Consider the following 250-nt stretch of genomic DNA (forward strand, 5'->3'; position numbering starts at 1 on the left):
GTGCGGCGGAAGGCGGCAGAGACCGCGTCCAGATCCTCCAGCGTGTCCACATCGATCCAGAACTGCGGCCCCGCCAGGATCAGGTCCGCTTCACCAAAGCCCATTGGCTCCAGCTCCTCGACCTGCTGTTCCCAGCGCGGCCGCTTCTCATGCACCAGGTCGGTGCCGGTCACCCCGAGACGGATGCGCCCGGCGGCCAGTTCGCGCGAGAGCTCGCCCACCCACAGCAGCACCACATCGACGCCGTCCT

Annotated in this window: 1 pseudogene; it reads right to left on the reverse strand. The window is 68.4% G+C overall.

From position 1 onward, the window contains the following. Positions 1-250 (reverse strand): annotated as a pseudogene (locus R0J92_RS25145) (ATP phosphoribosyltransferase catalytic subunit HisG); the annotation flags it as partial.

This window comes from Tritonibacter sp. SIMBA_163, from assembly GCF_046535935.1.
Taxonomy (GTDB): domain Bacteria; phylum Pseudomonadota; class Alphaproteobacteria; order Rhodobacterales; family Rhodobacteraceae; genus Epibacterium; species Epibacterium scottomollicae.